Consider the following 21,173-nt stretch of genomic DNA (forward strand, 5'->3'; position numbering starts at 1 on the left):
TACCCGCACGCAGCCTCGTGCTGCGTCCTTCCCGTTGCCCATGGCCCGTATCCCCGACGCCTTCATTGACGACCTGCTGGCCCGCACCGACATCGTCGAGGTGGTGGGCAGCCGCGTGCCGTTGAAACGCCAGGGCAAGGAATACGCAGCGCGCTGCCCGTTCCACGACGAGCGCTCGGCGTCGTTCACGGTTTCGCCGACCAAGCAGTTCTATCACTGCTTCGGCTGCGGTGCGCATGGCACCGCGATCAGCTTCCTGATGAACTACGACCGCCTCGAGTTCCTCGACGCGGTGGACGAGCTGGCCAAGCGCGCCGGCATGGAGGTACCGCGCAACGAGAACCCGCGCAGCCCCCAGCAGCAGGATGACAGCCGCGAGCTGTACTCGGCGCTGGAGGCCGCCACTCGCTTCTTCCAGAAGAACCTGGAAGGCAGCGACAAGGCACGCGCGTATCTCGAGAGCCGTGGGGTGGACGAAGAAAACCGCACGCGCTTCCAGATTGGCTATGCGCCCGACGGCTACAGCGGCCTGCGCGATGCGCTGGGCAAGGACGAGCGGCGCATGAAGCTGCTCGATCGTGCCGGCCTGTTCTCCAAGAACGATCGCGGCCATGTCTACGACAAGTTCCGCGACCGCGTCATGTTCCCGATCTTCGACCGCCGTGGCCGGGTGATCGCCTTCGGCGGCCGCGTGTTCGAGAAGGACGACGGCCCCAAGTACCTCAATTCGCCCGAGACCGCCCTCTTCCACAAGGGCCGCGAACTGTACGGCCTGTGGCAGGTGCGCCAGGCCAACCAGAAGATCGAGCGGTTGATCGTGGTCGAGGGCTACATGGACGTGGTCTCGCTGTTCCAGTTCGGCGTCACCCAGGCGGTGGCCACGCTGGGTACCGCCACCACGCCGGACCATGCCGAGCTGCTGTTCCGCAACGCGCCGGACGTGTTCTTCTGCTTCGACGGCGACGCCGCCGGCCGCCGCGCCGGCTGGAAGGCGCTGGAGTCGGTGCTGCCGCGCATGAAGGATGGCCGCCAGGCCTTCTTCCTGTTCCTGCCCGATGGCGAGGACCCGGACACCATCGTGCGCAAGGAAGGTGCCGAGGCATTCAATGAGCGGCTGAAGCAGGCCACGCCGCTGTCACAGTTCTTCTTCGACGAGCTCACCCGCGAAATCAACCTGGCCACGCTGGACGGCAAGGCGCGCCTGGCCGAGCGTGCCAGGCCGATGCTGGCACAGATCCCCGACGGTGCCTTCGGCGACCTGATGAAGCAGCAGCTGGCGCAGCTGACCGGCCTCGGCGGCAGCGCCCCGGCTTCACGTGCGCCGCTGCCGCAGCGGCAGCCGCAACGGACGATCCAGCCCGTCGCCAGGCGCAGCCTGGTGCGCGGCGCGATCGCCGTGCTGCTGCAGCAACCGTCGCTGGCCCTGACCCTGGGTGGCCAGCACCATTTCCAGGGCCTGCGCCTGCCGGGCGTGGAACTGCTGCTGGAACTGCTGGCGCTGGTCGAACAGCGTCCGGACATCAGCACCGGCGCCCTGCTGCAGCACTTCGACGGCCGTGAGGAACAGGCCTCGCTGCACGCACTGGCCGCGCAGACGCTGCCCGGCACCGAAGCGACCTGGACCCAGGAACTGCACGATGCGGTGGCCCAGCTGGAAAAACAGCTGTTGCAGCAACGGCTGGAGGAGTTGTTGGCAAAGCAGCGGCAGCAGGGCCTGGACGATACTGACAAGTACGAACTGCGCGAGTTGCTCAAGGCCCGCGCCGGACTGCGCCTGTAGTGGCAGAACGCTTTTCATGGAGAAGACCATGCTGCTGCGCCTGACCTGCCTGCTGTTGTTGCTGCCCCTCACCCTGCCCGCCTCCGCCGGAACTCCGCTTCCCGAAGTCCGTCCCGGCCTGCATGCCGGTGGCCAGCCCAGTGCTGGGCAGCTGCAGGCGTTGGCCGCGCAGGGGGTGCGCACGGTGATCGATCTGCGCCAGCCCGGCGAGGACCGCGGTTTCGACGAAACCGGCGTGGCCGAGTCGCTGGGCCTGCGCTACGTACGCATTCCGATAGCCGGTGCCGAGGGCCTGGACGCGGCCAACGTGCGCGCCGTGCACCGCGCATTGCAGCAGAGCGAGGGGCCGGTGCTGCTGCACTGTGCCACCGGCAACCGCGCCGGTGCGGTACTTGGCCTGGTCAACGCGCGCTATGAACATGCCAGCCCTGAGCACGCACTGCAGCTGGGCCAGCGCGCCGGCCTGAAGTCACTGGAATCGGCGACCCGGCAGCGCCTGGCCGCGCCGGTCACCTCACCCTGATTCGCTTCCCAGGAACCTGCCCACGATGACCCGCTGGTGGTCGCGCCTGCGACCGGACAACTTCACCCTTGCCCTGCTGTGCACGGTCGGCCTGGCCTCGCTGCTGCCCATGAAGGGTGCCGCGGCCATCGTCCTCGACGATGTCACCACCGTCGCCATCGCCGCGCTGTTCTTCCTGCATGGCGCGCGGCTGCCGCGCGAGTCGATCATCGGCGGCATGCTGCACTGGCGCCTGCACCTGACCATCCTGGCCTGCACTTTCCTCCTGTTCCCACTGCTGGGACTGCTGTGCAGGCCGCTGTCGGGCTGGCTGCTGACCCCGGAGCTGTATCTGGGCGTGCTGTTCCTGTGCACCCTGCCCTCCACCGTGCAGTCGTCCATCGCGTTCACCTCGATGGCGCATGGCAACGTGCCCGCGGCGGTATGCAGCGCATCGCTGTCGAGCATCCTCGGCGTGTTCCTGACCCCACTGCTGCTGACCGCGCTGGCCGGCACCTCCGGCGGCGTGCATGACCCACTGCACGCGATCGGCGGCATCATGCTGCAGCTGCTGGTGCCGTTCGTGGCCGGCCACCTGCTGCGGCCGTGGATTGCCGGCTGGGTGGAGAAGCAGCGCGCGCTGCTGCGCTACACCGACCAGGGCACGATCCTGCTGGTGGTGTATTCGGCGTTCGGCGAAGCGGTGACCGAAGGGTTGTGGAGCAAGACACCGCTGCTCTCGTTGCTGGCCGTGGCCGTGGTGGCTGCCGTGCTGCTCGGCATCGCCATGCCGCTGATCACTTTCATCGCCCGCCGGCTGCGCTTCAACCGTGAGGACGAGATCGCCATCGTGTTCTGTGGGTCGAAGAAGAGCCTGGCCACCGGCGTGCCGATCGCCAAGGTGTTGTTCGCTGGAGGCAGCCTCGGTGCCATCGTGCTGCCGGTAATGATCTATCACCAGATCCAGCTGATCGTCTGCGGCGTGATCGCGCAACGGTACGCGCGACGCAAGCCCTGACCTGACCGGAAGATCCTCCACGCGTGGCGTGGATCTACTGTAGAGCCGAGCCCATGCTCGGCTGGTCGTTGAACAGCGGATGCTCACCAGACCGAATCGCGGTCCAGCAAACGCGCCACGCTGAAGCGTGGCAACCATACCCACAGGTCGTAGCTGCGGTCGGCATCGGTATCCACTCTGGGCGATGCCCCCGCATGACCGCGCAGCGGTCGCGCTCCGCAGTGCTCAACCGCCGTACATCCCCAGCCCTCTCCACCGCGCGCTTCGATGCGGACGTTGTAAACGTCCAGATCCTTCAGCAGCGACGTCATCGGCGGGTACGCAATCATCTTCGGTTGCGTACGCATGCCATGCACGTTGCCGGTCAGCACCAGTAGCCGCCCGTTGTTCGGTAGCGCCTGCGCGCGCGCCCGTACTTCTTCGGCCATTACCCGGTCGCGTGCTCCACTGCCTGCGGTTTCGGCAGGCAACACGCGATCGAAACCGAATACCTGCACGTCGCGCCCTCGGGTACGCAGCACGCGCGCCGCTTCGATCAGGTCGAGCATGTCCTCGCTGCGACGGCCGTCATGCATGCGGCTGCGGACGTTCCAATACGTCGTGCCACGCAATGCAGCGCGCGCCTTGGCCGTGCCGGCAGAGGCCAGATAGGTCGCCAGCGCTTCGTTCTCGCCGGTCGGCAGCTCCAATGCCAACCGCACCGGTGCGCCATCGGCCGCGTAGGCCTCCATCATTTCGCGCACCAGCACCGGGACTTCACGGGTGCCATGCAGCTCTCCCAGCACGATGAGGCGATGGTCACCGGCATGCTGGCGGATCTGCGCGGCGGTGTCGTCGGCATGCGCACTGAGGGCCATGCCCAGCGCCAACAGCAGCGCGGCGGTCCAGCGGAAGATCGAATGCATCCCTGCTCCTTCCTTTTCCTGAGGTCAGGAACAGCAATGGCGACGCCGCTGGAAGAGATCAAGTGCAGAGCCGAGCCCACGCTCGGCTGCTCTTCCAATCCACCCTCAGCCGAGCACGGGCTCGGCTCTACATTGGACTGGCGCCTCGGATGAGGTCACAACCACGGCAGGATCCAGTGGTCGACCAGCAGGAAGGCAAACAGCGCCATCAGGTAGACGATGGAGTAATAGAACATCTTCATCGAGAAAAGCTCGTCCGGCGGGTCGAGCATGCGCCAGGCGTACCAGAGGAACACGGCGTTGAGCACGATCGCTCCGCCCAGGTAGAACGCACCGCTCATGCCCACCAGGTACGGCAGCAGGCAGACCAGCGCCAGCACTACCGAGTACACCAGGATCTGCTTGCGGGTGTGCACCACGCCGTGGGTGACCGGCAGCATGGGGATTTCCGCCTTGGCGTAGTCCTCGCGGCGGAAGATCGCCAGTGCCCAGAAGTGCGGCGGCGTCCAGATGAAAATGATCAGCACGAGCAGCGACGAATACGCCCAGTCCGACGGCCCCTGCATGCCGGTCACTGCAGCCCAGCCCAGCATCGGCGGCATCGCACCGGCCAAGCCGCCGATGACGATGTTCTGCGATGTCGCGCGCTTGAGGTACACGGTGTAGATCACCGCGTACCCGATCAGCGAGGCAAACGTCAGCACCGCAGTGATCAGATTCACCCACAGCACCAGGATCGCCATCGACAGCCCGATCAGCACGCCGGCGAACACCAGCACCTGCCACGGCTTGACCTTGCCCACCACCAGCGGGCGCCACGAGGTACGCGCCATCTGCGCATCGATATGCGCATCCAGCAGCTGGTTGATCGCTGCCGCGGCCGAGGCCGCCAACCAGATGCCGAGGAAGCCGAGCAGGCCGGACCGCACCTGCTCCCAGCTCGGTACGCCGGGAATGGCCAGGACCATGCCGACCAGGGCGGTGAACACGATCAGGGCGACGACCTTGGGCTTGGTCAGGTCCCAGTACTGGCGGTAGTTGGAAAACATCGAATCAGTCCGGGGCACGCAGGCGGGCCAGCAGGCTGACCAGCACGAACAACAGGGCAACGGCCACGCCGTTATGCGCCACCGCCACTCCCAGCGGCAGTGCCAGCTTCACGTTGAGGATGCCGAGGGTAACCTGCAGCACCAGCAGCGCGATCAATGCGCTGGCCCAGCCACGCATGCTCGGCAGGCGGAACAGTCGCAGGCCCAGCCACAGCAGGTAGGCGGCCACCACCACCGCGAACATGCGGTGCGCCATCTGGATGGCGATGCGCGAAGCGCCATCGAGCACGCCCCCCTCGTAGTCCACGCCGATGCCGCGCCACAGGGTGAAACCTTCGATGAAGTTGTGCTGCGGCCACCACTGGTTGGCGCAGCGCGGGAAATTGTCCAGCGAGGCGCTGCCGCCGCCGCAGGCCAGCGCGGCATAGTTGGCGCTGACCCAACCGCCCAGTGCAATCTGGGTGACCAGCACGGCCACACCGACGCGCAGCAGCCACTTCAGCTTCGGCGCCTCGGCCAGGGTGATCGGCAGGTGCGTGGCGCGCCAGGCCATCCAGGCCAGCAGCGCGAACATCAGCATGCCGCCCAGCAGGTGGCCCATCACCACGATGGGCTTGAGCAGCAGCGTTACCGTCCACATGCCCAGCAGCGCCTGGAAGATCACTACCGCTAGGGTAAGCAATGCAGCGCGCGCCAGGTCGATGTTGCTCCAGCGCAATGCGGCAATCAGCAATATCGCCTCGCCGATCAACGCCAGGGTACTGGCGATCCCATGCCAGCCCATCATGTACAGCGGTATGCCAGCCGCCACCAGCACGCAGGCGGTCACCACCGCCGTGGTGCCGAAGCGCCGCCTGCGCGTGGCCAACAGGGCCAGGGTCAGGATCTCGATGCCCAGCGCGCCGGCCAGGAAGCGGTGCACCTGCTCGCGCCAGGCCTTGTGAGTCTCCAGCGGACGGATCTCCGCAGCCGGATGGCCGACGGTCTCCTCGATATGCTGCGGCCAGGTGGCGCGACCGTAGCAGGTCGGCCAATCCGGGCAGCTCAGGCCGGCATCGGACAGGCGGACGAAGGCGCCGAACATGATCGTGCTTGCGGTCATGATCATGGCGAACCACGCCAGGCGGTGGAAATTGCGGGGCAGCGCCGGACGCACGGAAAGGCTCATCAAACGGGACTCACTTCAGTTTCAGCAACGTGGCCATGTCCTTGCGCAGGCCGCCGAGGTCGGAGCCCGGGGCATGGCGCATGATCACGAAGCCGTTCGGATCGATCACGTAGACCGGCAGTCCCGCCGGGTCATCGACGCCCGGCAGGGCCGCGCGTAGAACGGGCGACGGAGCCAGCGGCCGCAACGCGGGCAGCGAGGCAATCGACGCCGGTGGCGTACCCAGCCACAGGATCTCCACATTATCGGCGTTATGGCCGAACAGCTGCCACACCTTGCCCAGTCCCTGCGACAAAGTGACGCACTGCGCGTCACAGGCGCCGGCCGGGGCGACCAGCAGGCGCCAGGTCCGTGCCTCGGGATTCCACGGGTAGGGCTCGCCGCTGGCCAACGTCGGCGCCTGCTGGCGCAGATCCACCGGGGGTTCCAGCAGTTGGCCCGCATTGCGGTGCGCGGCCGGCTGCCATCCGGAGAAGCGCAGCACGGCAGCCAGCGCCATCGCCCCGAAGAACACGGCAAACAGCAGCACCAGGGTGCGGCGGCCGGAGCCGCGCGCCTGCGGGGACATGGCAGTGTTCATGCGGGACATTTTCTCATGGTTGGGTAACGGATGCCGGGGCGCTCTGGTAGCCCCCGATCTTGGCCGGGGGAAACGGTGCCGACCCAGGCCGGCACCCACCGGACCGGATCAACGACGCCTCCTGCGCCACTCCAGCAGCAACGCCACCACCAGCACGGTCAGCGCCAGCCCGAACCACTGCACGGCGTAGCCCAGATGGCGCTGCGGCGGCAGCGTGTTCGGCAGCAGGTCCAGATCGCGTTCGTCGCCGAACGGCAGCGCCGGGTCCAGCCGCAGCACGCGTTCAGGCAATGCCGGCAAGCCAAGCGCTTTGGCCAGGCCCTCGGCGGGCAACCGGCTGGCCAGCCAGCGCCCAGCCTCACCGGTGGCAGAAAACGCCGGCCCCAGCGCCAGACCCGCCGACGGCGGCGGCGCCAGCAAACCGCGCACTGCCACCGGCGACGGTGGCGCAGGCACGTCCGGCAGGGTGCGGTCCGGCGGCAGCGCTCGCCAACCAAGGTCGACCAGCAGCACGCTGCCTTCGTCACTGCGGAATGGGCGGTAGATCTTCACCCCGGCGCGCCCGTGCCGGGTCTGGTTGTCCAGCAGCACCACGCCGGGCAGGAAACGGCCGTGGTCGGCCACGCCGTGCAACGCGCCCGGTGCCGCCAGGGCCTGAACCAGCGGTAGTGCCTGGGCCACAGCGGGGCCCTGCGCATCCAACATTGCCTGTTTGGCATGCATGCGCTGCAGCTGCCACATCCCCAATGCGCTGAAAGCGGCCATCGCCAGCAGTGCCAGCACCCATCCGAGCAGGCGCGTGTGCTGGCGCATCATGACAAGTCCGCGCAAACGCGATCAGATAGGCACATCCATCCTGCCCTCGAGCCGCGCATGAGTGATTCGCTGAAGACCCTGCTGGTAATCGCGTTTCTGATCGTCATCGTCTGGAATCTGGGCGCCGGCCTGTACTACCTGCTGGTCGACCGCGGCCAGACCAAGCGCACGGTCAACGCCCTGACCCGCCGCATCGCGGTGTCGGTGGCGTTGATCGTACTGGTGATCGTGAGCATCTACATGGGCTGGATCAAGCCGCACGGCGTCGGCGGCTGAGGCCGCCGGCGCATGCGTGATCAAAGCACGTAGACGAACAGGAACAGCATCAGCCACACCACGTCGACGAAGTGCCAGTACCACGCGGCGGCTTCGAAACCGAAATGGTTGTCGCGGGTGAAGTGCCCCTTGGCCGAACGCAGCCACATCACGATCAGCATGATCGTGCCCAGCAGCACGTGCGCGCCATGGAAACCGGTCAGCATGAAGAACGTCGAACCGTAGATACCCGAGCCCAGCGTCAGGTTCAGCTCCTTGTAGGCGTGGATGTACTCCTCCGCCTGCAGGGTCAGGAAGCCGAGGCCGAGCAGCACGGTCAGGCCCAGCCAGATGAGCAGCTGGCGGCGGTTGCCGGCCTTCAGTGCATGGTGGGCGATCGTCAGGGTCACGCCGGAGGTCAGCAGGATCAGGGTGTTGACCAGCGGCAGCCCCCAGGCCGGGATGGTCTGGAACGCGCCACCGATCGCCGCCGGGCCATTGGTCGGCCATCCGGCCGAATAGCCCTGCCAGAGCAGCTCGTTGGTCATTACGCCGCGGCCTTCACCGCTGAGCCACGACAGGCCCAGGTTGCGGGTGTAGAACAGCGCGCCGAAGAAGGCCCCGAAGAACATCACTTCGGAAAAGATGAACCAGACCATGCCCATCCGGAACGAACCATCGACCTGACGGTTGTAGTGGCCCGCCTGCGACTCGCGCACCACATCGCTGAACCACCAGAACAGGGTCAGCACCAGCATCGCGATGCCGAGGTAGAACGTCCAGCGTCCCCAGCTGGCGTCGTTGAGCCAGCTGGCGACGCCGACCATGGTCACCATCATCGCGATGGAGCCCACGAACGGCCATTTGCTCTGGGCCGGAACAAAGTACACGTTGGCGTCGGTCGGCGTCTGGGCCATGTCGGTATCCGGGTCAGGGTGCGGCGTGCGCGCCTTCCGAGGCAGCGGCCGGGGCCAGCCGATCGGACAACGCGTCGTTGCGGTAGAAGGTGTAGGACAGGGTGATCGTCTTGATTTCCGGTGGCAGGTCCGGATCGACGATGAAGCGCACCGGCATGTCGCGCTTCTCGCCAGCCTGCAGCGTCTGCGCGGTGAAACAGAAGCACTCGGTCTTGCTGAAGAAGCCCGATGCACGCGCCGGCGCCACCGAAGGCACCGCGCTGCCGACAATGGCCTGCTGGCTGTCGTTGCGGGCGAAGTACAGCGCCTCGTTGAGTTCGCCCGGCACCACGTCCATGGTCAACTGCTCGGGATGGAACGACCACGGCAGGCGCGAATTGACGCCACCGTCGAACTCCACCCGCACGGTGCGCTTGCCGGCCGCAGCACCCGCGCTGGCTTCGTCCCCGGGGCCGCGCTCCAGGCGCACGCCGAACACCTTCTCGCAGGCGATGCGGTACAGCGGTACCAGCGAAAACGTCAGCAGGAACACCGCCACCGCCACGCCGATCAGGCGCGGCAGCCCTGAACTGGGTGACGGCGTGCTGGCCGGCACCTTGCTCATCGGCCGATCACCCCACTGAGGATGAAACCGACGTAGACCAGTACGGCGATGGCGCCGACCCACATCGCCGTGCGCTTCGCACGCTGGCGCTGCTGCTCGATGCCGTTTTCCGGGGCGTCGCCCGGGCTGTTGTAGAGCCGAGCCATGCTCGGCTGCTCCACGCCAGCCGAGCATGGCTCGGCTCTACAGGTCTGCAGCGGGCTCTCGTTATGCATGCCCCACCTCAATGCGTGATGTCGTCATGGGCCAGATCCCCCGGACGGATGGTCGGCGGCGTGGTGAAAGTATGTGCCGGCGCCGGCGACGGCAGGGTCCATTCCAGGCCGCGCGCGCCCTCCCAGCTGCGCGCTTCGGCCTTCTCGCCATTGCGCAGCGAGGACAGCAGGATCGCAGCCATCATGAACGGAGTAACGAACATGCCGAACGCACCGATCGAGCTGATCAGGTTCCAGTCGGCGAAGGCCACGCTGTAATCGGGAATGCGGCGCGGCATGCCGGCCAGACCGAGGAAGTGCTGCGGGAAGAACAGCAGGTTGACGAACACGATCGACCACCAGAAGTGCACCTTGGCCCACTTCTCGCTGTACATGCGCCCGGTCCACTTCGGCCACCAGTAGTACACCGCGGCGATCAGCGCGAACACCGCGCCGGTCACCAGCACGTAGTGGAAGTGAGCGACCACGAAGTAGGTGTCGTGGTACTGGAAGTCGGCAACCACGATGGCCAGCATCAGGCCGGAGAAGCCACCGATGGTGAACAGGATGACGAAGGCCACCGACCACAGCATGGGTGCCTCGAACGTCAGCGAGCCGCGCCACATGGTGCTGACCCAGTTGAACACCTTCACGCCGGTCGGGATCGAGATCAGCATGGTGGCGAACATGAAGTAGATCTCGCCGCCCAGCGGCATGCCCACGGTGAACATGTGGTGGGCCCAGACGATGAACGACAGGAACGCGATCGCTGCGGTGGCGTACACCATCGCCTGGTAGCCGAACAGCGGCTTGCGGCTGAAGGTCGGGATGATCTCGCTGACCACGCCGAAGGCGGGCAGGATCATGATGTAGACCTCGGGGTGCCCAAAGAACCAGAAGATGTGCTGGTACATCACCGGGTCACCGCCACCGGCGGCGTTGAAGAAGCTGGTGCCGAAGAACTTGTCGGTCAGCAGCATGGTCACCGCACCGGCCAGCACCGGCATCACAGCGATCAGCAGGAAGGCGGTGATCAGCCAGGCCCAGCAGAAGATCGGCATCTTCAGCAGGTCGATACCCGGCGCGCGCATGTTGAGCACGGTGGCGATGATGTTGATCGCGCCCATGATCGAACTGATGCCGGCCACGTGGATGGCGAACACGCTGAAGGCGACGTTGTAGCCACCCTGCAGCGACAGCGGCGGATACAGCGTCCAGCCACCGGCCGGTGCGCCACCGGGCAGGAACAGGGTCAGCAGCAGCAGGCTGAAGGCCACCGGCAGCAGCCAGAACGACCAGTTGTTCATGCGCGGCAGCGCCATGTCCGGCGCGCCGATCTGCAGCGGGATCATCCAGTTGGCCAGGCCGACGAAGGCCGGCATCACGCCACCGAAGATCATCACCAGCGCATGCACGGTGGTCATCTGGTTGAAGAACTCGGGCTTGACGAACTGCAGGCCGGGCTGTGCCAGCTCGGCGCGGATCACCACGCTCATCGCCGCGCCGATGATGAACATGATGAAGCTGAAACCCAGGTACAGCGTGCCGATGTCCTTGTGGTTGGTCGAGAAGAACCAACGTTCGAAGAAACTCTGGTGGTGATGGTGATCGTCGTGCCCAACTGCCGAGTGCGCCATTGCAAAACACCTCTCAGAATCGGTTGTCACACGGCCGCGAACGGCCGCGGGCTTTACATCACGCGCCGCTGGCCGCGGTGGCAGGCGCGCTTCCGGCGTCGGCGGCAGCCGGTGCCGCCGGTGCCTCGCCCGTCGGTGCCGCCGGCTCGGCAGGTGCCGCCGGAGCTGCCGGCTCGGCCGGCGGTGCCGGCTTGCGCTGCGCCAGCCACTGCTTGAATTCCTCCTTGGACACCGCCTCGACCACGATCGGCATGAAGCCGTGGTCCTTGCCGCACAGCTCGGCACACTGGCCGCGGTAGACACCGGGCTGCTCGATGCGCGTCCAGGCCTCGTTGATGAAGCCGGGAATGGCGTCCTGCTTCCAGCCCAGCGCCGGCACCCACCAGGCGTGGATCACGTCGTCGGAGGTGATGACGAAGCGCACCTTGGTATCGACCGGCAGCACCAGCCGGTTGTCCACGTCCAGCAGGTAGTGCGGATGGCTCTCACGGGTCGGCACGACGCCGCTCTGCCGCACGCGGTCGGACTCACGGTCCAGGCGGCTGGTGAAGGCCACGTTCTCGCCGAGGTACTCGTATTTCCACATCCACTGGTAGCCGGTGACCTTCACCGTCATCTCGGCATCGCGGGTGTCGTACATCTTGATCAGGTTGGCGGTGGCCGGCCAGGCCATCACGATCAGGATGATCACCGGGATCACCGTCCAGATCACCTCGGCCTTGGTGTTGTGGCTGAAGGTGGCGGCGACCGCGCCCTTGGATTTGCGGAACTTGAAGATGGCATAGGCCATCGCCCCGAACACGATGACACCGATCACCGTGCAGATGATCAACGACAGGTTGTTCGATTCCCAGGCCAGGCGCGAGGTCTGGGTCACCCCCTTGCCCATGTTCAGCTGCCATGGCTTGGGATCGGCCGCCTGGGCCCAGGCCAACGCCGGAACCAGTCCCCCGGCCACCATCGCGGCGACCGCTGCAACGCACTTCGTACCCCACCTGCTGCTTTGCTTCATTGCCTAGACCCTTAGCGTCGTCGGTTGCCGCCATCGCTGGCGGCGAGCAAGCTTTCAAGTGTCTCTGCGAGCGTCTGGCGTTCGGCCGGCGCGAGGAAACTCCCCACCTCCACCTGCCGGCCGCTGGATGCCAGCCGGACCCTCTCATCGTCGGTGAGCAGGCGCACCCAGTGGGGATGGGCCCGGAACACCGGCGATCCACCGGCTACGGGGATGACCTCCACGTACGCCGGCACTACCCGGATCTCCTCCTGCCGTTCACCGCTGCGCCACAAGGCACGCAGCGCCGCCGCCAGCACCAGGCTGTACAGCAGCGCGAACAGGGGGGCGAATGCATTGCCGGCCACCCACCCGAGGGCGGATACCAGCCACATCGCTCCCGACAACGCAGCGAACAACAGGACGAACTGCCGGGCATCGAGCGCCCGTGGGGGACGCAGCCGCAGCTGCGTACCTGACCCATCCGGAGCTGGAAGCACCTCGATCATGTCGCAACCGCGTTCCTGCCGCGGGAAACGCCTCGATGGTAGCCCCGCCCTCTCGCCGGTAGCAAGGGTGCATTCACACTTTTTCCGATGCTGCAATACAGCATGAGGTCGGCGGCGCAAATGACGAATTCAGCACAAACTCCAATGAGCCTGCTGAACAGGCTGAATCCACCGCAGCTACGGGCTATGAGCGCTTCACGAAGGGGACTTCAGGGCACTTCCGGAACCCGCAAAAATGATTAAAATCGCCAAGTTTTCCACTGGCCGGACCGGCATGAACGCACCCTCCTCCTCCCCTGCCGCCAGCGACGCACTGCGTCCGGGCGCGCTGCTGTCGCCGGAACTGCCGGCGCCCCCCAACCCGTTCCGCCAGGCCATCACGGATGCCTGGCTGAAGGACGAGGCCAGCCACGTGCGCGAACTGCTGGCGCAGGCCCGCCTGCCCGCCGAGGAGCAGGCCAGGGTGCAGGCGCTGGCCGCCGATCTGGTCGGCCGCGTGCGCGTGCGTGCCAAGGACCAGGGCGCGATCGAAGCCTTCATGCGCCAGTACGACCTGGGCAGCGAGGAAGGCGTACTGCTGATGTGCGTGGCCGAGGCGCTGCTGCGCATTCCGGACCAGGACACCGCCGACAAGCTGATCCGCGACAAGCTGGCCGATGCCGACTGGGAAAAGCACCTGGGCGGCAGCGACTCTGTGCTGGTCAATGCCTCCACCTGGGGCCTGATGCTGACCGGCAAGCTGGTGCAGATCAACGATGCCACCCGCGCCGATGCGCCGGGTGCATTCAAGCGGCTGGTTGGCCGCGTCGGTGAGCCGGTGGTGCGCCTGGCCGTGCGCCAGGCGATGAAGATCATGGGCCACCAGTTCGTCATGGGGCGCACCATCAGCGAAGCGCTGGCGCGCTCGCACAAGGGCGACAACGCGGACTATCGCTATTCCTTCGACATGCTGGGCGAAGGCGCGCTGACCATGAAGGACGCGCTGCGCTACCTGGAAGACTACCGTCGTGCGATCCATGCCATCGGCGGCGATCACAAGGCACGCGGCGGCCGTCCGGATGGCGACGTCAACAATGCGCCGGGCATCTCCATCAAGCTGTCGGCGCTGTACCCGCGTTACGAGCACGCCAAGCGCGAGCGCGTGCTGAAGGACCTGGTGCCGGGCGTACTGGAGCTGGCGCAGCTGGCCAGGAGCTATGGCATCGGCTGCACCGTCGACGCCGAAGAATCCGACCGCCTGGAACTGTCGCTGGACATCATCGAGCAGGTGTTCTCCGACGCCTCGCTGTCCGGCTGGGATGGCTTCGGCGTGGTCGTGCAGGCTTACCAGAAGCGCACCCCGTACACGATCGACCACCTGGCCGACATGGCACGCCGCGCCGGTCGCCGCCTGCAGGTGCGCCTGGTCAAGGGCGCCTACTGGGATGCCGAGATCAAGCGCGCGCAGATCGAAGGCTATCCGGGCTACCCGGTGTTCACCCGCAAGCAGAACACCGACGTGTCCTACCTGGCGTGCGCCAAGCGGCTGTTCACCCATGCCGACGCGATCTACCCGATGTTCGCCACGCACAACGCGCATACGATCGCCGCCGTGCGCAGCATCGCCAACGGCGGCGTGTACGAGCACCAGAAGCTGCACGGCATGGGCGACGACCTGTATGCCGAAGTGGTGCCGGCCGATCGCCTCGGCCTGCCGTGCCGCGTGTACGCCCCGGTTGGTTCGCATGAAGACCTGCTGCCGTACCTGGTGCGCCGCCTGCTGGAAAACGGCGCCAACTCCAGCTTCGTCAACCGCATCACCGACGAGCGCGTGCCGATCGCCGACCTGATCCGCGATCCGGTCGAGATGGTCGCCTCGTTCGAATCGATTCCGCATCCCAAGATCCCGCTGCCGGTTGACCTGCTGCGCAGCCAGAACCACGACAGGAAGAACTCCATGGGCGCCAACCTCGCCAACGACAACGAACTGCGCGCCCTGGCCGAGCAGATCAACGCCGCCGTGAAGCCGTGGCAGGCTGCCCCGCTGGTGCCGGGCGCCAACCCGGCCGGCGCCGCGCTGCCGGTGACCAACCCGGCCGACACCCGCGAGGTCGTCGGCCAGTGGCTGGCCGCCGATGCCGCCACCGTGCAGAAGGCCCTGGCCAATGCCGTGGCCGCGCAGCCTGCCTGGAACCGCACCCCGGCCGCCAGCCGCGCCGCCATCCTCGAGCACGCCGCCGACCAGCTGGAGGCGCGCATGCCGGAGTTCATGGCACTGTGCGTGAAGGAAGCCGGCAAGAGCCTGCCCGACAGCGTCGCCGAAGTGCGCGAGGCGGTGGACTTCCTGCGTTACTACGCCAAGCAGGCGCGCGAGCAGTTCAGCCACGCCGAGAAGCTGCCGAGTCCAACCGGTGAATCCAATGAGCTGCAGCTGCACGGCCGCGGCGTGTTCGTCTGCATCAGCCCGTGGAACTTCCCGCTGGCGATCTTCCTGGGCCAGGTTGCCGCCGCACTCGCCGCCGGCAACAGCGTCATCGCCAAGCCGGCCGAGCAGACCAACCTGATCGGCTACTACGCAGTGAAGCTGCTGCACGACGCCGGCGTGCCGGCCGAAGTGGTGCAGTTCCTGCCGGGCGATGGCGCCACCGTCGGCGCCGCGCTGACCGCTGACCCGCGCGTGGCCGGCGTGGCCTTCACCGGCTCCACCGACACCGCCCGTGCGATCAACCGCGCGATGGCCGCCCGTGACGCCGCCATCGGCGTGCTGATCGCCGAGACCGGTGGCCAGAATGCCTTCATCGCCGACTCCTCGGCGCTGCCGGAGCAGCTGGTCAAGGACGCGATCGGTTCGGCCTTCACCTCGGCCGGCCAGCGTTGCTCGGCCGCGCGCGTGCTGTTCGTGCAGGACGACATCGCCGACAAGGTGATGACCATGCTGGCCGGTGCGATGAAGGAACTGAAGGTCGGCAACCCGGGCCTGCTGTCCACCGACGTCGGCCCGGTGATCGACGCCGATGCGCTGAAGATCCTGCAGGACCACGCCGAGCGCATGGACCGCGAAGCACGCCTTATCGCCGCCGCCGAGCTGTCCGCCGAAACGGCGCACGGCACCTTCTTCGCGCCGCGCGCATACGAACTGAAGGATCTGGGCCAGCTGCAGAAGGAAGTCTTCGGGCCGGTCCTGCACGTGATCCGCTGGAAGGGCGACCAGCTCGACGCGGTGATCGACCAGATCAACGCCACCGGCTACGGCCTGACCCTGGGCGTGCATTCGCGCATCGACGAGACCGTGGACCGCATCAGCAACGGCGTCCACGTCGGCAACGTCTACGTCAACCGAAACCAGATCGGTGCGGTGGTCGGCGTGCAGCCGTTCGGCGGCCAGGGCCTGTCCGGCACCGGCCCGAAGGCCGGCGGCCCGCACTACCTGCTGCGCTTTGCCACCGAGAAGACGGTGACGGTGAACACCACCGCCGCCGGCGGCAACGCCTCGCTGCTGACCCTGGGCGATTGATCGCCCACCTGATGCAGTGAACGAAAAACCCCGCGAACGCGGGGTTTTTTGTGCTTTGCTTCCTGTAGAGCCGAGCCCACGCTCGGCTCTACAGGGATTCAGGTGCCGTCGTGGCCTCGGCCCGCATCAGATTGCGCCAGTGCCGGAGGGCGACCAGTGCGTTGATCCAGAAACCGATGTAAAGGATCGAGGTCAGGTGCAGCCCGCGGCTGTAGTACAGCGGCACCGCCACGGTGTTCACCAGCAGCCACACCCACCACGACTCCAGCTTGCGCCGCATCATCAGGATCTGCGCGATCACGCTCAGCACCAGCACCGCCGAATCGATGTAGGGCGCATAGGCATTGGTCAGCCGGGTCAGCATCCAGCCGTAGCCGAAGGTGGCCACCACCGCCAGCGGTGCCAGCCAGGTCCAGGCACGTGGTCGCAATGAAGTAATCGGCAGCGGCGCGCCGTGGTCACCACGCAGCCACTGCCACCAGCCCAGCACGCTGATGGCGATGAAGAAGAACTGCAGCACCATGTCCGCGTACAGGTGCGATCGTTCGAACACGGCGGCGAACAGCGCGCAACCGACAATGCCCAACCACCAGGTGTGCACGTTGTTGCGGCCGGCCAGCAGGATCGAGCCGGCGACGGCGATGTTGGCGGCCAGCTCCAGCTGGAAGTTCGGGTCGGACAGGTTCATGGCGCTATTGTGGTGGATCCGCGCCGTGGATGCCTGCACTCTTCGGCGGTCCCGCGCCAGGCGTGGACGGCATGCTCCCCCACAAAGAGAAGGCCCCGCTTGCGCGGGGCCTCCTTCGTACTGTTTCGGGCAATTGCCTTGATCAGAACTTGTACTGCATCGAAGCGGCCAGCACGTCGCCGCTGACCTTGTACTTGCCGGTCACGGTGTTGGCCGTGGCCGAGGTCGAGGTGATGTTCGGATCCTTGGTGAACAGGTGGGTGTAGCCCACGGTGTACTCCAGCTTGTCCGACGCCGCATAGCTCAGGCCCAGCGACAGCCACTTGCGGGTGGTGTCCGGCACGCGCACGTCGCGGTGGGCGTCGGTGGTCGGGGTCTGGTCGTAGGCAAGGCCGCCACGCAGGGTCAGCTTGTCGTTCACGCGGAAATCGGTACCGATCGACGCGAAGGTGGTGTCGCGGTAGTGGAACGGCAGCACGCTGTCCGGCTGGTTGGAGTCAAAATCGACGGTGACCTGGTCGAACTTGCTCCACGCCGTGCGCGTGACTTCGGCCATGATCTGCCACTGGTCGTTGACGCGATGGGTGAAGCCAAGCGTGGCACTGGCCGGCAGGGTGATGGTGGCGCGGCCGTTGCTGTCGATGAAGGTGCCCGGGGCGGCAGTGGCCAGGAAGGCGGCCGCATTCTGCGGAATGGTGAAGTCCGCCTTGCCGTCGGTGATCTTGTGCTCGACCTTCGAGCGGTAGCTGAAGGCGATGTTGGTGCCTTCCACCGGGGTGACGGTCATGCCCAGGGTGTAGCCGACCGACACTTCGTCGCCCTTGATGCGCAGGTAGCCATCGGCAGTACCCGGGGCGAAGCCCTGCTGGGCCATGGCCACGGCAGCCTGGCGCGAGGCAGCAGCGGCCTGCGCAGCGGTGCCGCCGGCAGCCAGGACGCGCGCCGCAGCCGTGCGCTGGGCGCTGGCGTTGATCGCGGTGCCGGTGTCCACGGCGCTGCTCAGATCGACGTCCAGGCGCTCGGCGAACACCGAGGCACCGAACGACAGGTACGGGTTGACGTCATAGGAGAACGCCACGCCCAGGTCGATCGCCTGCAGTTCGGTCTTGAGGCCGTTGTAGCGGCCGACCCAGTCACGGTCATATTCGGTCTTGAAGCCGAAGGGAACGGTCAGCGACGCACCGAAATGCATGTTCTCGTTCTCACCGAACGGAACATGGAAGTAAGCGGCCGGAACCGGGGCGATCATGCCGGCGTCGCCGCCGTTGCCGCCGGAAATCGGTGCGCCGTTGCCATACTGGCCCTGGCCGCGGAACTTGGCACCGAAGCTGATGGCGCTGACGTCACCCTGGACCAGGGTGCCGTCGAGCAGGCGCATGGACGCCGGGTTGGTAGCGATGACCGAGGCATCGCCTTCGGTCGAGGTGGAGCCGGCGAACGCGCGGCCCAGGCCCTTGGCACTGTTTTCCTTCAGCTGGAAGGCGGCGGCATTGGCATCGGCGGCGGCCAGCGCACCGGCAACGCCGACGGCCAGCAGGGTCAGTCGGGCAATGGTGGAAGCGGTCTGCATCGTAGTTCTCTCTCTCCGGTAAGCGGTGATGGTGCTCTGAGTGCGCCTGCGCCCGGCGGGCCCTGGGGCCCTTCGGAGCGCGCCGGATTCCCCTCCCGACATACGACGCCGTATGCGAGTATTACCCAGAGCCGTTAATGAAACAATAACAGCGCAGGCGGTTTTTCCGCCTCGAATGCTGAACAGGACAGTGCCCCCTGGCGGGCCTTGCACGCTAGGCTAGTACCCATGTTCGTCTCCCTCCCATCGCGCAGGAAAGCCGCCGTGCGTTGGGCCACACCCGTGCTGTTTGCGGCACTGTGGCTGGCCTTCCTCTGGTCGATCTCGCGTCCGGATGATGCCCGTGGCAGCCTCTGGCTGGACTGGGGTGCCCTGTCCACCGGCCTCACCCACCCGCTGGACTGGTGGGCGACCCTGCAGGACGGCAGCGTGCTGCGCCTGTTCACCGCCCTGTTCCTGCACGCGGACTGGTCGCACCTGCTGGGCAACCTGGTGTTCCTGCTGATCTTCGGCCTGCCCGCCGAGCGGGTGCTGGGACCGTGGCGGCTGCTGCTGTTGTTCCTGGTCGGCGGTGCGGTGTCCAACCTGGTGGCGATCTACACCATGGGCAGCCCGGACCAGATCATCATCGGCGCCAGCGGCGCGGTGTCGGCGTTGATCGGTGCCTACCTGGCCCTGTTCCCCGGCGCACGGCTGGGCGTGGTGATCCCGCTCGGCCTGTTCCTGGAATTCGTGCGCGCACCGGCCTATCTGTTGATCGGCGTCTGGGCGGCACTTCAGGTGGTGTTCGCCCACATCGGCCCCAGCTTCGGCATGGTGGCCTGGTGGGCGCACATCGGCGGCTTCGTGTTCGGCGTGGTGTACGGGGTCTACGTGCGCGCGGCGATCGCGCGACGGTTACGCAAACGGCACGGGTTCTGACCATAGCGCCGTGCCGGCCACTGGCCGGCACCCTTCTTTCGCTGGCCGGCGCCGGGCACCGCCCGGCGCTGCGGTCAGGGCTTGGCCGGGGCGGGCCTGGCGCCAGGCGCGTCCTCCGCCTTCGGTTCGGCCCTGGGTTCGGCCCTGGGTTCGGCCTTCGCTTCCGGTGCCGCGGCCTTGGCAGCCTTCGCGGCCTTGGCCGCATCCGCCTTGGCCGCTTCGGCCTTCAAGCGTGCCGCCACCGAGCCCGGACTCTTCAGCTCGGCCAACGCGTCGTTGATCGGGCCGTCGCCCGGCAGCACCGCACCGGCGTGGTAGCCCTCGGTGCCTTCATCGTCGCCACGCAGATGGCCCGGCAGGGTCGCTTCGCTGTAGTCGCTCAGGCTGGCCGGCAGCATCTCGTCCTCCGGCCGCTCGGCGGGCTTGAGTTCAACCTCCGGCACGATGCCGGTGGCCTGGATCGACTTGCCACTGGGCGTGTAGTAACGCGCAGTGGTCAGCTTCACCGAATCGCCGTTGTCCAGCGGCAGCACAGTCTGCACTGACCCCTTGCCGAAGGTGCGGCTGCCGACCACGCGCGCGCGCTTGTTGTCGCGCAGCGCACCGGCCAGCACTTCCGAAGCACTTGCCGACCCGGCATCGACCAGTACCACCACCGGCGCGCCCTTCAGCAGGTCACCCGGGGTTGCGTCGAAACGGGCATCGCTGATGCTGATGCGGCCACGGGTACTGACGATGTTGCCTTTGTCGAGCAGATCGTCGGCCACCTGCACGGCGGCAGTCAGCAGGCCGCCCGGGTTGCTGCGCAGATCCAGCACCAGGCCCTTGAGCTGGCCACCCGACTGCTTCTGCAGCTGCTGCACGTGCTTCTGGAAGTCGGAACCGGTGTCGGCCTGGAAGGTGCTCAGGCGGATGTAGCCATAGCCCGGTTCCAGCAGGCGGCTGCGCACACTGGTCACGCGGATGGTCTGGCGGGTGAGGCTGACATCGAACGGCTTGGGCTTGCCTTCGCGCACGATGGTCAGCACCACCCTGCTGCCGGCCGGCCCGCGCAGCGGCTCGCTGGCATCGATCGCACTGATCGGCTTGCCGTCGATGGCGATGATCAGGTCACCCGCGAGGATGCCGGCCTTGGCCGCCGGCGTGTCGTCGATCGGCGCGATCACCTTCATGCTGGCGTTGTCCGGCTGCTGCTGCAGCTCCACGCCGATGCCCTCGTAGGCGCCATTGGCCTGCTCGTCGAAGGCCTGCGCGTCTTCCTTGTTGAAGTACGTGCTGTGCGGATCGAGGTCGAGCAGCAGGCCACGCACGGCCGACTGCATCAGCTTCTTGTCATCGACCGGGTCGACATAAGCGGCACGCACCGCGTTGTACACAGCCACGAAGCGGCGGATGTCCTCCAGCGGCACCTTCGAGGTCACCGCCTCCTCACTGCTCGCCGCCTGCCCGCCGGTTGCCTGGCTTGGGGCGGGCGCAGTCTGCTGCGCCCAGGACAGCGCCGGCAACAGGGCCAGCAAGAGGGTGGCGGTACGGGCTGCGCGCATGGATCACTCCTGTCGACGTTGGCATCGTGCCC

20 protein-coding genes are annotated in these 21,173 nt (G+C 66.8%); 6 read left to right on the plus strand and 14 right to left on the minus strand.

Features of this window, described 5'->3' with window-relative positions:
- The first annotated feature begins 40 nt into the window (after positions 1 to 40).
- The 3 genes from dnaG to A9K58_RS18355 are packed head-to-tail and all read left to right on the plus strand — an operon-like array spanning position 41 to position 3,300.
- Positions 41 to 1,780, plus strand: a complete 1,740-nt coding sequence (gene dnaG / locus A9K58_RS18345; RefSeq protein WP_065200705.1) for a DNA primase — start codon at positions 41 to 43, stop codon at positions 1,778 to 1,780.
- Positions 1,781 to 1,808: 28 nt separating this feature from the next.
- A complete protein-coding gene (locus A9K58_RS18350; protein WP_065200706.1) occupies positions 1,809 to 2,303 on the plus strand; it encodes a protein tyrosine phosphatase family protein in 495 nt (164 codons plus the stop codon).
- 25 nt (positions 2,304 to 2,328) lie between these two features.
- A complete protein-coding gene (locus A9K58_RS18355; protein ID WP_065200707.1) occupies positions 2,329 to 3,300 on the plus strand; it encodes a bile acid:sodium symporter family protein in 972 nt (323 codons plus the stop codon).
- 83 nt (positions 3,301 to 3,383) lie between these two features.
- On the opposite strand, the gene A9K58_RS18360 is transcribed toward A9K58_RS18355, so the two are convergent.
- The 5 genes from A9K58_RS18360 to A9K58_RS18380 all read right to left on the minus strand — a co-directional run bounded on the left by A9K58_RS18360 (position 3,384) and on the right by A9K58_RS18380 (position 7,818).
- Positions 3,384 to 4,205 carry a TraB/GumN family protein gene (locus tag A9K58_RS18360; RefSeq protein ID WP_065200708.1) on the minus strand — a complete coding sequence of 274 codons (822 nt, stop codon included), beginning with the start codon at positions 4,203 to 4,205 and terminating at the stop codon, positions 3,384 to 3,386.
- 155 nt (positions 4,206 to 4,360) lie between these two features.
- Positions 4,361 to 5,254 carry a heme o synthase gene (gene cyoE, locus A9K58_RS18365; RefSeq protein ID WP_065200709.1) on the minus strand — a complete coding sequence of 298 codons (894 nt, stop codon included), beginning with the start codon at positions 5,252 to 5,254 and terminating at the stop codon, positions 4,361 to 4,363.
- A 4-nt stretch (positions 5,255 to 5,258) separates the two neighbouring features.
- The gene (locus tag A9K58_RS18370) at positions 5,259 to 6,422 is read right to left on the minus strand and encodes a COX15/CtaA family protein (protein ID WP_065200710.1); all 1,164 of its coding nucleotides are present in this window, start codon (positions 6,420 to 6,422) and stop codon (positions 5,259 to 5,261) included.
- 10 nt (positions 6,423 to 6,432) lie between these two features.
- Positions 6,433 to 7,002, minus strand: a complete 570-nt coding sequence (locus A9K58_RS18375; protein ID WP_065200711.1) for a hypothetical protein — start codon at positions 7,000 to 7,002, stop codon at positions 6,433 to 6,435.
- A gap of 108 nt (positions 7,003 to 7,110) precedes the next feature.
- Positions 7,111 to 7,818: an SURF1 family protein gene (locus tag A9K58_RS18380; protein ID WP_065200712.1), complete on the minus strand. Its 708-nt coding sequence runs from the start codon at positions 7,816 to 7,818 to the stop codon at positions 7,111 to 7,113.
- 57 nt (positions 7,819 to 7,875) lie between these two features.
- Here A9K58_RS18380 and A9K58_RS18385 point away from each other — a divergent pair, with 57 nt between their 5' ends.
- The gene (locus A9K58_RS18385) at positions 7,876 to 8,094 is read left to right on the plus strand and encodes a twin transmembrane helix small protein (RefSeq protein ID WP_049416782.1); all 219 of its coding nucleotides are present in this window, start codon (positions 7,876 to 7,878) and stop codon (positions 8,092 to 8,094) included.
- Between the two features lie 20 nt (positions 8,095 to 8,114).
- Here A9K58_RS18385 and A9K58_RS18390 read toward each other — a convergent pair whose 3' ends face one another.
- The 6 genes from A9K58_RS18390 to A9K58_RS18415 are packed head-to-tail and all read right to left on the minus strand — an operon-like array spanning position 8,115 to position 12,925.
- A complete protein-coding gene (locus tag A9K58_RS18390; protein WP_065200713.1) occupies positions 8,115 to 8,990 on the minus strand; it encodes a cytochrome c oxidase subunit 3 in 876 nt (291 codons plus the stop codon).
- Positions 8,991 to 9,003: 13 nt separating this feature from the next.
- A complete protein-coding gene (locus A9K58_RS18395; RefSeq protein ID WP_065200714.1) occupies positions 9,004 to 9,594 on the minus strand; it encodes a cytochrome c oxidase assembly protein in 591 nt (196 codons plus the stop codon).
- Positions 9,591 to 9,809: a hypothetical protein gene (locus A9K58_RS18400; RefSeq protein ID WP_065200715.1), complete on the minus strand. Its 219-nt coding sequence runs from the start codon at positions 9,807 to 9,809 to the stop codon at positions 9,591 to 9,593. The genes A9K58_RS18395 and A9K58_RS18400 overlap by 4 nt, the downstream gene beginning before the upstream one ends.
- A gap of 8 nt (positions 9,810 to 9,817) precedes the next feature.
- The gene (gene ctaD / locus A9K58_RS18405) at positions 9,818 to 11,425 is read right to left on the minus strand and encodes a cytochrome c oxidase subunit I (protein WP_065200716.1); all 1,608 of its coding nucleotides are present in this window, start codon (positions 11,423 to 11,425) and stop codon (positions 9,818 to 9,820) included.
- A 58-nt stretch (positions 11,426 to 11,483) separates the two neighbouring features.
- Positions 11,484 to 12,437, minus strand: coding sequence for a cytochrome c oxidase subunit II (coxB, locus tag A9K58_RS18410; RefSeq protein WP_065200717.1), 954 nt, complete (start codon positions 12,435 to 12,437; stop codon positions 11,484 to 11,486).
- A gap of 11 nt (positions 12,438 to 12,448) precedes the next feature.
- On the minus strand, positions 12,449 to 12,925 hold the full coding sequence (locus A9K58_RS18415; protein ID WP_065200718.1) for a DUF2244 domain-containing protein: 477 nt from the start codon (positions 12,923 to 12,925) through the stop codon (positions 12,449 to 12,451).
- A gap of 274 nt (positions 12,926 to 13,199) precedes the next feature.
- Here A9K58_RS18415 and putA point away from each other — a divergent pair, with 274 nt between their 5' ends.
- Entirely contained in the window at positions 13,200 to 16,418 is a 3,219-nt protein-coding gene (putA, locus tag A9K58_RS18420; RefSeq protein ID WP_065200719.1) for a bifunctional proline dehydrogenase/L-glutamate gamma-semialdehyde dehydrogenase PutA, read from the plus strand.
- 88 nt (positions 16,419 to 16,506) lie between these two features.
- On the opposite strand, the gene pnuC is transcribed toward putA, so the two are convergent.
- Together pnuC and A9K58_RS18430 are read right to left on the minus strand one after the other, a co-directional pair.
- Positions 16,507 to 17,106, minus strand: coding sequence for a nicotinamide riboside transporter PnuC (pnuC, locus tag A9K58_RS18425; RefSeq protein WP_065200720.1), 600 nt, complete (start codon positions 17,104 to 17,106; stop codon positions 16,507 to 16,509).
- Positions 17,107 to 17,248: 142 nt separating this feature from the next.
- On the minus strand, positions 17,249 to 18,676 hold the full coding sequence (locus A9K58_RS18430; RefSeq protein WP_065200721.1) for an outer membrane protein transport protein: 1,428 nt from the start codon (positions 18,674 to 18,676) through the stop codon (positions 17,249 to 17,251).
- Positions 18,677 to 18,904: 228 nt separating this feature from the next.
- Here A9K58_RS18430 and A9K58_RS18435 point away from each other — a divergent pair, with 228 nt between their 5' ends.
- On the plus strand, positions 18,905 to 19,597 hold the full coding sequence (locus A9K58_RS18435) for a rhomboid family intramembrane serine protease (RefSeq protein WP_065200722.1): 693 nt from the start codon (positions 18,905 to 18,907) through the stop codon (positions 19,595 to 19,597).
- Positions 19,598 to 19,671: 74 nt separating this feature from the next.
- Here the strand turns inward: A9K58_RS18435 and A9K58_RS18440 are convergent, their stop codons facing one another.
- The gene (locus A9K58_RS18440) at positions 19,672 to 21,141 is read right to left on the minus strand and encodes a S41 family peptidase (protein WP_065200723.1); all 1,470 of its coding nucleotides are present in this window, start codon (positions 21,139 to 21,141) and stop codon (positions 19,672 to 19,674) included.
- Between the last annotated feature and the right edge of the window lie 32 nt (positions 21,142 to 21,173).

Origin of the sequence: Stenotrophomonas maltophilia (genome assembly GCF_001676385.1) — a bacterium.
Taxonomy (GTDB): Bacteria; Pseudomonadota; Gammaproteobacteria; order Xanthomonadales; family Xanthomonadaceae; genus Stenotrophomonas; species Stenotrophomonas maltophilia_J.

What these genes read in the sequence shown, in the direction of transcription:
- cyoE (WP_065200709.1), bottom strand. Translation starts at nt 5,254, where the DNA reads ATGTTTTCCAACTACCGCCAGTACTGGGACCTGACCAAGCCCAAGGTC.
- A9K58_RS18380 (WP_065200712.1), bottom strand. Translation starts at nt 7,818, where the DNA reads ATGATGCGCCAGCACACGCGCCTGCTCGGATGGGTGCTGGCACTGCTG.
- A9K58_RS18400 (WP_065200715.1), bottom strand. Translation starts at nt 9,809, where the DNA reads ATGCATAACGAGAGCCCGCTGCAGACCTGTAGAGCCGAGCCATGCTCG.
- A9K58_RS18355 (WP_065200707.1), top strand. Translation starts at nt 2,329, where the DNA reads ATGACCCGCTGGTGGTCGCGCCTGCGACCGGACAACTTCACCCTTGCC.
- A9K58_RS18435 (WP_065200722.1), top strand. Translation starts at nt 18,905, where the DNA reads ATGTTCGTCTCCCTCCCATCGCGCAGGAAAGCCGCCGTGCGTTGGGCC.
- A9K58_RS18430 (WP_065200721.1), bottom strand. Translation starts at nt 18,676, where the DNA reads ATGCAGACCGCTTCCACCATTGCCCGACTGACCCTGCTGGCCGTCGGC.
- A9K58_RS18360 (WP_065200708.1), bottom strand. Translation starts at nt 4,205, where the DNA reads ATGCATTCGATCTTCCGCTGGACCGCCGCGCTGCTGTTGGCGCTGGGC.
- A9K58_RS18395 (WP_065200714.1), bottom strand. Translation starts at nt 9,594, where the DNA reads ATGAGCAAGGTGCCGGCCAGCACGCCGTCACCCAGTTCAGGGCTGCCG.
- dnaG (WP_065200705.1), top strand. Translation starts at nt 41, where the DNA reads ATGGCCCGTATCCCCGACGCCTTCATTGACGACCTGCTGGCCCGCACC.
- A9K58_RS18415 (WP_065200718.1), bottom strand. Translation starts at nt 12,925, where the DNA reads ATGATCGAGGTGCTTCCAGCTCCGGATGGGTCAGGTACGCAGCTGCGG.
- coxB (WP_065200717.1), bottom strand. Translation starts at nt 12,437, where the DNA reads ATGAAGCAAAGCAGCAGGTGGGGTACGAAGTGCGTTGCAGCGGTCGCC.
- A9K58_RS18440 (WP_065200723.1), bottom strand. Translation starts at nt 21,141, where the DNA reads ATGCGCGCAGCCCGTACCGCCACCCTCTTGCTGGCCCTGTTGCCGGCG.
- ctaD (WP_065200716.1), bottom strand. Translation starts at nt 11,425, where the DNA reads ATGGCGCACTCGGCAGTTGGGCACGACGATCACCATCACCACCAGAGT.
- putA (WP_065200719.1), top strand. Translation starts at nt 13,200, where the DNA reads ATGAACGCACCCTCCTCCTCCCCTGCCGCCAGCGACGCACTGCGTCCG.
- A9K58_RS18375 (WP_065200711.1), bottom strand. Translation starts at nt 7,002, where the DNA reads ATGAACACTGCCATGTCCCCGCAGGCGCGCGGCTCCGGCCGCCGCACC.
- A9K58_RS18350 (WP_065200706.1), top strand. Translation starts at nt 1,809, where the DNA reads ATGCTGCTGCGCCTGACCTGCCTGCTGTTGTTGCTGCCCCTCACCCTG.
- pnuC (WP_065200720.1), bottom strand. Translation starts at nt 17,106, where the DNA reads ATGAACCTGTCCGACCCGAACTTCCAGCTGGAGCTGGCCGCCAACATC.
- A9K58_RS18370 (WP_065200710.1), bottom strand. Translation starts at nt 6,422, where the DNA reads ATGAGCCTTTCCGTGCGTCCGGCGCTGCCCCGCAATTTCCACCGCCTG.
- A9K58_RS18385 (WP_049416782.1), top strand. Translation starts at nt 7,876, where the DNA reads ATGAGTGATTCGCTGAAGACCCTGCTGGTAATCGCGTTTCTGATCGTC.
- A9K58_RS18390 (WP_065200713.1), bottom strand. Translation starts at nt 8,990, where the DNA reads ATGGCCCAGACGCCGACCGACGCCAACGTGTACTTTGTTCCGGCCCAG.